Origin of the sequence: Algoriphagus iocasae, assembly GCF_014206875.1 — a bacterium.
Taxonomy (GTDB): domain Bacteria; phylum Bacteroidota; class Bacteroidia; order Cytophagales; family Cyclobacteriaceae; genus Algoriphagus; species Algoriphagus iocasae.
This window is the reverse complement of the sequence record NZ_JACIJO010000003.1, coordinates 374463-385038: the sequence shown is the minus strand read 5'-3', so window position 1 is coordinate 385038 and position 10576 is coordinate 374463. Positions and strand designations below refer to the sequence as shown.

10 protein-coding genes are annotated in these 10576 nt (G+C 38.4%); 2 read left to right on the top strand and 8 right to left on the bottom strand.

All coding sequences use genetic code 11. From position 1 onward, the window contains the following. Nucleotides 1-227 precede the first annotated feature (227 nt). On the bottom strand, nucleotides 228-1184 hold the full coding sequence (locus tag FHS59_RS15885) for a helix-turn-helix transcriptional regulator (RefSeq protein WP_184496402.1): 957 nt from the start codon (nucleotides 1182-1184) through the stop codon (nucleotides 228-230). 126 nt (nucleotides 1185-1310) lie between these two features. Here FHS59_RS15885 and FHS59_RS15880 point away from each other — a divergent pair, with 126 nt between their 5' ends. Beyond that, complete coding sequence (locus FHS59_RS15880) at nucleotides 1311-1796, top strand: DinB family protein (protein ID WP_184496401.1); 486 nt, start codon at nucleotides 1311-1313, stop codon at nucleotides 1794-1796. Between the two features lie 36 nt (nucleotides 1797-1832). Here FHS59_RS15880 and FHS59_RS15875 read toward each other — a convergent pair whose 3' ends face one another. The 3 genes from FHS59_RS15875 to FHS59_RS15865 form a co-directional block, all read right to left on the bottom strand. Beyond that, nucleotides 1833-3221: an MATE family efflux transporter gene (locus tag FHS59_RS15875; RefSeq protein WP_184496400.1), complete on the bottom strand. Its 1389-nt coding sequence runs from the start codon at nucleotides 3219-3221 to the stop codon at nucleotides 1833-1835. Nucleotides 3222-3363: 142 nt separating this feature from the next. Beyond that, a complete protein-coding gene (locus FHS59_RS15870) occupies nucleotides 3364-4911 on the bottom strand; it encodes a sulfatase family protein (protein ID WP_184496399.1) in 1548 nt (515 codons plus the stop codon). Nucleotides 4912-4930: 19 nt separating this feature from the next. Continuing rightward, complete coding sequence (locus tag FHS59_RS15865) at nucleotides 4931-6574, bottom strand: sulfatase family protein (protein ID WP_246388493.1); 1644 nt, start codon at nucleotides 6572-6574, stop codon at nucleotides 4931-4933. Nucleotides 6575-7010: 436 nt separating this feature from the next. On the opposite strand from FHS59_RS15865, the gene FHS59_RS15860 reads away from it, so the two are divergent. Further along, nucleotides 7011-7739, top strand: a complete 729-nt coding sequence (locus tag FHS59_RS15860; RefSeq protein ID WP_184496398.1) for a DUF4397 domain-containing protein — start codon at nucleotides 7011-7013, stop codon at nucleotides 7737-7739. 53 nt (nucleotides 7740-7792) lie between these two features. On the opposite strand, the gene FHS59_RS15855 is transcribed toward FHS59_RS15860, so the two are convergent. The 4 genes from FHS59_RS15855 to FHS59_RS15840 all read right to left on the bottom strand — a co-directional run bounded on the left by FHS59_RS15855 (nucleotide 7793) and on the right by FHS59_RS15840 (nucleotide 10567). Next, nucleotides 7793-8176: a VOC family protein gene (locus tag FHS59_RS15855; RefSeq protein ID WP_184496397.1), complete on the bottom strand. Its 384-nt coding sequence runs from the start codon at nucleotides 8174-8176 to the stop codon at nucleotides 7793-7795. Nucleotides 8177-8323: 147 nt separating this feature from the next. After that, a complete protein-coding gene (locus tag FHS59_RS15850) occupies nucleotides 8324-9769 on the bottom strand; it encodes a hypothetical protein (protein ID WP_184496396.1) in 1446 nt (481 codons plus the stop codon). Next, nucleotides 9756-10304, bottom strand: coding sequence for an RNA polymerase sigma factor (locus tag FHS59_RS15845; RefSeq protein ID WP_184496395.1), 549 nt, complete (start codon nucleotides 10302-10304; stop codon nucleotides 9756-9758). Before FHS59_RS15845 ends, FHS59_RS15850 begins: the two co-directional genes overlap by 14 nt. Nucleotides 10305-10381: 77 nt before the next feature. Continuing rightward, nucleotides 10382-10567: a hypothetical protein gene (locus FHS59_RS15840; RefSeq protein WP_184496394.1), complete on the bottom strand. Its 186-nt coding sequence runs from the start codon at nucleotides 10565-10567 to the stop codon at nucleotides 10382-10384. Between the last annotated feature and the right edge of the window lie 9 nt (nucleotides 10568-10576).

Below are 10576 nucleotides of genomic sequence, written 5' to 3'. Positions count from 1 at the left end.
TTCATTAAATAGAAAGAATAATCTTAGAAAAAGGCTTTTGAAACAGGGATATAAAAAGGGTATTCAATGCAGTAATTCCTGAAAACCTGTAAAAATCCATCCTTTTAATAAAGATCTCGCTACCAAAAAAAGTAGCTACACCTTATCCAAAAACCAGGTACAAAATATGATTTTTTTGACTGAAAAATCCCGTAAAGACCAAATATTCTGCTAAATACAAATCGAAATCAAAAAGAATCCTGAGTATTTCTGATATCGGCCAATAAACCTTCCAGACTGATTTTCAATTCTGCAGGTTCTACAATCCGGAGCATATCAGTCATATGAATTATAGACCTTAAAAACCATTCTAGTGAAGAGTTCATAAAAATCATTTCAGTCTCCATCCCAACTTTCTTTTCCGAAACATAGCCAAGATTGTATTTCATGTTCTGAAGAAATTTCAATCCTCTTTCCTGAACTCTAATGACAATCTGAAAAAGTTTTTGCTCCTCACTAAGCTTATCTAAAAATCGCTGTAATTTAGGATGCTTTGATAGCACATAGGTTTCCTCCCTGACTTGAATTTCTTCAAATCGGTCTATGCGAAAAGTTCTATAATCTTTTCTTAGATGACAATAAGCAATCATATACCACTGCGAAAAGCTATGATAAATCCCGACTGGTTCCAGGGTTCTTTGTGTAGTAGTTTTTGGCTCAAAAGTCGAATAAACTGTCTTCAAAATCTTTCTTTCAGAAATTGCGTCTAAGACTTTCTGAAAATTTCTGCTTTGCCTTTTTTGGGAAGAAATAGGATGTGAATCCAAAACCAGAATAGAATCGTCCATCCTTCCGATCAGATCCTTTTCATCAGATTTCAGAATGGCTTTTATTTTTATCAATGCTTCTTTGAAGTAGGTATTGCTTTCTTCATCCATATTTTTTTCCACCAATTTCTCCGCAACAATAAATGCCAATGCCTCTTTTTTGGTAAACATCACTGGAGGCAATCTATAGCCATCGACCAATGAATACCCCTGACCAGCTTCTCCTATGATCGGCACACCGGTTTCCTCAAGTGCTCTTACATCTCTATAGATAGTCCGTAAGCTCACTCCGAATCGATCAGCCAATTCTATTGCCTTGATGGTTCTTTTGGTTTGGAGGTGGGTAAGAATACCTGTGAGTCTATCGATCCTGTTCATCTCTTAGTGTGCTATCTAATTTTATTCAAATGAGGTAAAAAAAATTCAAAATCTAAAAATCCTACTGACATAAGGCTGACACTAGGGCATGGTAATTTTACAGAAACAACATCAAATAACAGCATTATGGAAACAGAAACTATGAGTCAGATCATCACAAAGGATCAACTTTTAAAACATTGGCAAGGTCATAGAAGCCTGAGCAGAAGAACATTGGAAAAATTCCCTGAAAAAGAATTATTTGAATTGAGTATCGGTGGAATGAGAACCTATGCTGAATTGGTCAAAGAAATGCTTGCCATTGCAGCACCTTCTGCGAAAGGATTAGAAACCGGAAAATGGGAAGCCCTGGAAGAGGATAAAAAAGACCTAAAAACAAAAGAAGATCTTCTAAAGGCATGGGATGAAGCGACTGAACAAATCAATCAGTCTTGGCCAAACATCCCTTTTGAAGTTTTCCAACAAAAAGTTGTGGCTTTTGGTCAGTATGAAAGCTCAGGGTATGAACTCGTAGCCTATGCGATTGAAAATGAAGTTCATCATAGAGGCCAAGGTTATGTTTACCTTAGATCTCTAGGAATTGAGCCACCATTTTTTTGGGAGAGAGAATAATCCTATTAAGCCCTTGGAACCTTTCAAGGGCTTTTTTTAACCAATCCCCTGCTCTATCCAAAGTCTTCGATTTCGGATAGTTCTGAGTTTCCAGTGACCTGATTTGTAATAAGAAAATGCGACGATGGCAGCAATTAAATTGGAAATAGGAAATGCCCACCAGATCCCTTCAAATCCCAAAACTGTTTTTGAGGAAAGTATAAAAGCTACTGGAAATCGGACCACCCACATGCTGAACACTGATATCAACATAGAAGCTTGGGTAAATCTTGCTCCATTGAAAAGGCCATTTAACACTTGCTGAACTCCTAGTAAACCGAAACTCGGAGCCATTATCCGGATAAATTTCGCTCCATCCTGTATTACTTGAGGATCATTGGGGACGAAAAACCGAGTCAATGTTTCCGCAAAAAAGAACAACAACATTCCAATCGCTGTAAGTCCAAAAAATGCAATTTTGCTGCTCAAGTCGCCAATTTTTTCAGCCCTTTTGATTTTTGAAGCACCAATATTCTGACCAACCAAAGAGGTGGTGGCTATCGCAAACCCCAAAGCGGGTACAATCACTAAACTCAGGATTCTTGCCCCTATCCCATATGCAGCTACCACCGAACTACCAAAACTTGTTACCAACATCACCATTACTGTCATGGCTGCAGCTCTGGAAGATTGCTCTAAACTTGCTGGAATCCCCAAAGCAAAAAGCCTCTTAACCCAGTCAAGTTTCAATCGCATGTCTTTTAAATTGATCTTGATCCCTCTTTTTCCACTAAACAAAATCATCAGTCCAGCTACAGCAGACAAGCCCTGTGTTATTACACTTGCTATCGCAGCTCCAGCGACTCCATACCCCGGAATAGATCCAAACCCAAAAATAAAAAGCGGATCCAAAACCAGATTCAGAAAAACAGTACCCAACACGATATACATCGGGAGCAAAACATCACCAATTCCTCTCATCAAAGATTGGAAAACGAAAAACATAAATAAGAAGACAAAACCCCAGGATGAAACCTGAAAATAAGTAACCGAGTCTTGAAAAATCTCTGGTCCTGCACCTATTAATCTCATTAAAGGATTGGCAGAAAAATATCCCACAAGAGCCAATAAGATGGAAACTAGCAAAACCAACATGACTGTTTGGGAGGCCGAAAAATTGATCATTTTCTGATCATCAGCCCCTTTATATTGAGAAACGATCACAGTTCCCGCCAAGGTCAAACCTGCTCCTAGAGACAACACAAGAAATAAGATTGGAAAACTGATACTGACTGCAGCTACTGCATTTGCGCCTAATCTTCCAAGCCAAAAAGTATCAATCAATTGATAAGCGGTCTGAAGGATATTCGCCATAATGATAGGCCAGGCGAGCGTCGTCAAGGATTTTAAAATACTTCCTTCCACTAACCTTTGATCATTGTTCATACGCTTTCGGGATTCCCTTAGATTTTACAATCAGTCAATCAATTTAAATGTAAAATAATTCCCGACACTCCTAAATCAAAAAAGCATTCAACAAAGTGTTTCCACTTCATCAAATGCTTTCTACTCGAGTGAATTAACCAACTTACTTAACTTTGAGGGGCACTGCACTCCCTACTATCCTCTCATAGTCTTTGACCATATCATTTAAAATTTCCGGTTTATCCTTTGCAATATTTGTTTGCTGTCCGATATCTGATTTCAAATCATACAATTGAATTTCCGGGTCATTACCAATTTCAATATTGACGGAAGCCGAAATAGCCGGACCTTTATGTGGTGGAATCATCACATAATCTCCTTTTCTCAATGCCAATCTACTAGAGGCTTCCAAGACCAATTCGGTTCTTCCAACATTGGAATTACCCAGAAAAGTGGATAAAAAGTTTTCACTGTCCTCTCCTTTTTTAGTGCTTCCTGCTAGTTGACCCAAAGATGTCATCAAGTCAATTTGTGATACAATCGCATCAGAAACCCCAGGTTGAATGGTTCCTTTCCAGTAGGTAAAGAATGGAACTCTAGTGCCTGCTTCAAACAAGCTATATTTCCCTCCTCTCAATGGGCCTGCCGGAGTATGATCACCTAGCATTTCCACCGCATTATCATAATAACCGTCGTTTAACACCGGCCCATTGTCACTGGAAAAAATGATCAAAGTATTTTCCAGCAATCCTTCCTCTTCCAAAGTTTTTACAAATTCGCCAATCATCCAATCAGCTTCGACAATTACATCGCCTCTAGGACCCAAATCTGAAGCTCCCACAAATCTTGGGTTAGGAGTTCTAGGAACATGAGGTTGTTGTAAAGCATAGTAAAGGAAAAATGGTTCTTCTTTATGGGATTTGACATAATCCTGAGCTTTTTTCAAAAAATGATCAGCCATATCTACATCACTCCATTTGGCTGATTCACCACCTTTCATAAATCCTATTCTCGGGATACCATTGACAATGCTATTGTTATGACCGTGATGCCATTTCATGGTCAATAATTCTGGATTATCTTTCCCTGTAGGCTCTCCCTCAAAATTGGTTGAATAATCAACTAAAATCGGATCATCTGGATCCAAGCCGTCTACATCCCCATTTTCGATATAAACTGTAGGTACACGATCTTGTGTCGCTGCTAAAATGTAGCTATAATCAAATCCCACTTCATTTGGTCCTGGAGAAATGTGCTGATTCCAATCTACATTGCCTATTCCTAATCCTAAATGCCATTTCCCAACAATCCCCGTATGATATCCTTGCTCTTTCAAAAGTTTTGGCAAAGTCAATTGAGCAGTATCGATAATCAAAGGAGCTGTCCCAGGCAGAATTCGGGCATCTTTATTTCTCCAAGGATAGGTTCCAGTCAGCAAAGCATAACGACTTGGAGTACAGGTAGCAGATGAAGCATAACCGCTCGTAAACCTTAATCCTCCATTTGCCAGTCTATCCATATTCGGTGTTTTGATTTCAGTTGCACCATATGCACCCATATCACCGTATCCTAAATCATCCATGTAGATGATTACTATATTGGGCTTATCATTTTGCTCTTCTTTGCCTTGACTTTCACTTGCAGTACAGCCTATTTGGAAAGCCAATCCAATAAGTAAAAAAGTCGTTAAAACTTTAGTTTTGATGTGCATATTCTATGGGTTAATAAATTTATTTTTTGTCCAATTGGATTGAGTTTTTTCCTTTCTCCATTTGCTGATAGGTTTCAATTTCAGATACATTTTGAAAGTCTGTTTTTCTCACCCAGCCGAAATTAACCTTTTCTCCATTCATGTATCTTTCGTAGAAATTGACACTGTTTTTGTCGGTATAAGTATAACTTTCCAGCAAATCTCCTTTCCCAAACATTCTAGGGTCTCCTTGCTCGGTAAGTTCAGTGACCAATTCTCTTCTCATAGTTTTCAAGAGATCTTGAAATTCCTCCTCCTGAGCAAGATTTCTCATGCAGTCAGGATCATTTTTGATATCAAACAATTCTTCCTCATTACGCTTCCCAAACGACCAATTCCAATATTTGAAAGTATCTGGAGAATAAATACTATTTAAAACCACCGTCTTGGTAGCTCCTCCATCGGTATTGAGATATCCAGTCTCAGGATTTCCGGCAGGCCATCTATCTGTTTTAAAATTTTTCAGGTAAAGCATTCCGTCTTTGATCATACCTCGAATTGGATATCCTTCGTCATTTGGTCTTCCTACATCATGTCTTTCTTTTCCAATCACCACAAAGTTTCTATCTTCAGTTAATTGTCCTCCTTTATCGGCATACATTAAATCGGTAAGACTTCTTCCGGTAATGGCTTCCATTCCTGAACTTTCTTCAGAAATACCTGCCACTTCCAAGAATGTCGGTGCTAAGTCAATAAAGCTCACCAAATCCTCCACTTTTCTACCTGTAGATTTAATTCCTGCTGGCCACATCATCGCCAAAGGCAAGTGGTTGGAATATTCGTATTCCTGCCCTTTGATTCTTGGGAAAGCCATTCCATTATCAGAAGTAACAATAATTAGCGTGTTCTCTAATTCTCCAGCAGCCTCTAGTTGGTCGAGCATTTTCCCAAGTTGCTTGTCAAAATATTCTATTTCAAAAGCATAATCCAACAAATCCGTTCTCACAGAATCAACCTTTGGCCAGAAAGAAAAGATATCCTCATCTTTCACTTGGGCAACATTCTTACCACCTTTTGCTATCCCGGAACCATATTCATATCCTCGATGTGGCTCTAAGCCACCATACCAGAAAAAGAAAGGCTCTTCTGATTCTTTTTCATTTAAAAACACTTCGAAATTGGCAGCATAATCAACGTTGCTGATATGTGCTGTAGGAGGAGTCAATTTGATCTCAATATATCGATTGACCAATAAATCCCTTGGGCTTCCATCTTCATTTTTTGCTATTCCAGGTGCCCAGCCTTTGCCCGTATACCCGACGTGATACCCATTTTCTGAAAGGGATTCTGCGACAGTTTTAAACTTTACAGGAAAATCAGCCCAGTGGTTAACCGCTTCTTCCAATTGCCAAGAGTTTCTTCCAGTCAAAATATTAGATCTGGAAGGACCGCATTTTGCATTTGGAGTGTAAGCATTTTGAAAAAGAATCCCTTCGGAAGCGATCCGATCAAAGTTTGGAGTATTTACCCAATCACAACCATATGCACTCATGTGCATATAGGTTACATCGTCCATGATTGCAAAAAGGATATTGGGTTTGGGTATTTCTTTCTTTTCAGTACAGGACAATGCAGTCAAAGCAAAGCCTGACACTACTAGAATGAATAATTTGATTCCTTTCATTTTTTATTTCTTTCTTAAGATAGCCACCAATCCTCCTCAATTTGCAAACTGTATCTTGATTTCTGAAGAGGGATTCATTTTCCTTTCCTATACATTGTAATCTGTGACCTTGCTTTTCTATGATTTCAAAAGCCCAAGTACATTTTGAAATCATTGATGAACCAGATAAATTCAATTCCTTTAAATTATATGGATTTGAAGTCTTCTAAATGAGTAGAATAAAGCATTGTATTAAATTTCACTAAGCTTTTGGGTTATAAGCAAATAAAGTAAGCTATTCTTTCCTAACAAATCATCCTTATTTAGGAGCATTAAAGAAGTCCCATCGGAAAATTTCCATTAAAGGAATAAACTTATTTTAAAAAATCAACAATCCATTGAAGCGTTTGAAAGGGTAAAATCGTCACGGTAGTGAATAAAAATTAAACCCACTATTATGTTTAAAAGAGTAAAAAACTGGTCTGCAAATCACTTAAGATCTTTAGTTGCCCTTGCATTAATTGGCGCTACCTTCAGCTTAACGAGTTGTTTTGATGACGATGATGTCAATCAAATCCCTCAGGGAGCGTATGTTTTGATTTATCAGGGTTCTCCTGACGCTCCATTGTTGGATGTTTACGCAAATCAAAACAAAGTAAATGATTACCCTTTAGACTATACAGAAGGGATCAGCTATAGCCCTTTCTACACTGGAAACAGATTGTTCAAATTCACTACTACCAATTCGCTGAGCTCACTTTTAGAGAAGAATTTCACTTTGAAAATTGACAGTGTTTATTCTTTATTCTTGGTGAATAAAGTAGATCAATTGGACGCTGTGATGGTTCAGGATAATTGGGAAGATCCTAATGCGGATGAGGCTCAATTGAGATTGGTGAACTTATCTCCGGATGCAGGAAATGTAGAGCTTGAACTTTCTGAAATGGAAAATTCACTTGTAGAAGACCTGGAATTTGGGATGGCGAGTGATTTTGAAAGCCTTGCTCCTAAAGTTTACAACCTGACGGTGAAATCAAAAAGCTCTGGTGAAACTCTAGTTACTGCCAGTAACATCGAATTATTGGGAAATCGAGTGTATACACTGATTCTTAGAGGGCTGGAAGAAAGCAGTTCCCAGGATGATAAATTAGATCTACAATTGATCACAAATTACATCAACTATTAATCCTTAGTAATCGAATTACAGAAAATCCCGGTTGGTCAACAATCGGGATTTTTTTATATCCCAATATCCTGAACCACAGATAATATATTACCAGCAGGATCTTTAAACCAGGCTACCAAAGGTCCGGCACCTCGGCAAATTCCTTTTTCGTCTGTTTTGATCGGCTCCACATATTGTTCAAAAACAATCCCTTTGGCTATCAATTCATCGACAGTTTTTTCTACATCTTTCACAGGGAAGTTTAAAACGGTATATGTCGCTGGCTCGTGATTGGTTTTCGGATAAATCATAATCTGACTTCCTCCGGAAATTTTTAGAGCAAGGATGCCAAGAGGTAATTTCTCCACCTCCATGCCCAAAACTTCAGTATAAAAAATCCGAGCATCATGGAGGCTATCTACAGAGAAACCTCCAAAGGCTTTAGTGTTAGTAAACATGGTATCATAATAGGTTTGGATATCTGAATAAAACTGATTTAAAAATCAATAGCAATTTTCTGATCCTATATTTAGAAGCAATATAAAAAATGCCTGCACAAGGGGTTTGTGCAGGCATAATTCCTTTTCTTATTATACTAAAACAGCTTATTTTTCGTCGGAACCACCAAAGTTTAATTTTAAGCTAGCTCCGAACATTCCGAAATTATTTCCAAAACCTGAGATCGATCTCAACTGATGGTTATAAAATGGCATCACCATGTAATTCATTTTTTCTGTTTCCAGAAATCTGATATTTACTCCTAGGTTCACTGTGGCAAAAGGATAAAATTTAGAATCCGGATTAGTTAGCACTCTGGATTGAGTGACCGCATTACTTTGAATAGCAAATGAACTGGAATTACTAAATGCATCAAGTGACCCATTGACAGCCACCTGTTCATTGATGGTGGTCAATTGTTCAGCATTTTGATTGATCGCATATAAATTGGAGAATCCTGCCTGAATAGAAATTGAGTTATTTCTTGTCACTGGATATTTGACATAGATTGGCATTTCTACCTGTACCTGCTGAATATCCTGCTTTTCTACTTGAGAGGTTCGGTAACCAGCTACAGTTACAGGCATCTGAGTCTCATTTTGCTGGTTCATGTAGTTTAAACCAAAGCCTGAGCCCACAGTCAATTTACCTGGCAAATCTACATCCAAGATCATCCCCACACCGATGCTTGACGCAATGGTATTGACATCATTTTGCTGCATTGCCCCAAAACCCGGAGAGACTCCCATTCCCAACACGACTTTAGTATGATCTTTAGGAATTTCAGGAAAATCCTTTTCCTCAACCATTGCAATGGTCTTGTTCTCATTTTTTGGTTCAACTATCGTAATGGAAGCTTTTGGTTCTTCTTTGACTTCAGTCTTTTGATCCAAAGTGGCTATGGTAGAAGTAGTATTCTCTATTTTAGTTGGAATTGATTCTTCTTTTGTCGGAATAGTTTCTTCAGCTTTGGCAACAGCTTTCTCTTCCTTTTTAGCAATTAATGGGATTTCCTTTTTCTCCTCAGGAGGAGCTATTGCATTTAATTCCTCTTTTTGAATAGCACTTTCACTTTCCTTCACTTTGGGAACCTCTTCTTCTGCCACTGCCAAAAGTGGCTTATCGGCTTTCACAGAATCATCTGTTTTAGGAGTTCTGGAAGACTTACTCTCTGTTTTAGGAGTAGTTTTCTCAGTATCGCCAGAAGTTTCAGGAGCTATCGCAATTGCTGATTCTGATGGCTCGACCAAATTCTCCTCATCTGAATTAGGAGTTTCAACCATGGTTTCCTTTTCCTGATTGGATAGAATTTCCGTGTTTCTCAGCGTATCATCAGGCACAGAAGTCTCCATTCTCAACACTTGGCTGATTCCAAATAATAAAAGCAAAGATGCCGCAACAGCGCCCCCCCAATAATAGATATTGCGGCGTTTTCTGGCATTTCTCACTTTCTGGAATCCCTCCCATGCTCCTACCTCGTAGGGCAATTTTCCCTCTTCCAGATGTTTTTTAAGGGAAGAGGCGATCCATTTATCCGACTTATCTTCCTTCATATTCTTTTAAATGTATATGAACCAATTGACGGAGTTTAACTTTCGCCCGGGTGAGATAAACTCTTGACGAACCCTCCGTAATACCCATTCGATCAGATATCTCTTTATGACTGTACCCTTCTATTTCGTACAGGTTAAAGACCAATTTCTGATCATCCGGTAGTTGGTTTATTAATTTGATAATATCCTCGAATCCCAAACTTGAAAGCGCATTTACTTCCACTTCGTTAGGGACATCTATTTCCAGATCTGAATGATTCTGATACTTTTTATTTTTTCGATAATAATCTATTGCTGTATTGACGGTGATTCTCCGCAGCCAAGCTTTGACTGTCTGGAAACTCTCCACTTTCTTGATGGAAGCAAAAAATTTAAGAAAGACATCGTTGGTGATCTCCAGCGCTAAATCCCTCTCTTTCGAGTAGGACAGACTGATCCCCATGACGTAGCCATAGTATTTTTTATAGAATACTTCTTCGTGTTTGGCCGATCTCCGTTTGCAACCGTCGATCAGTTCCTCTTCCGTATAGTTCAATTCAATACGTTATTACTTTGACAGCCAAATTTGGCTGATTTTTATCTATTTGGCTAAACAGTTTCTTGTAGATTATTCTATTCTAAAACTGTCTTCGCTTGATGCTGAAATTTCCTGAAATGCTCATTTTCAAGTTTTCCAACCGCCGTAAACTCATGTCTATCAATTCGACACGTTTCTTTCTCAGATTCTAGCACATTCTTTTCTCCTGGCGTAAAGCCAAAAAAGAAAAGGGCTAATATCAATCTAAGAAAGATTTTCATGATGGTTTT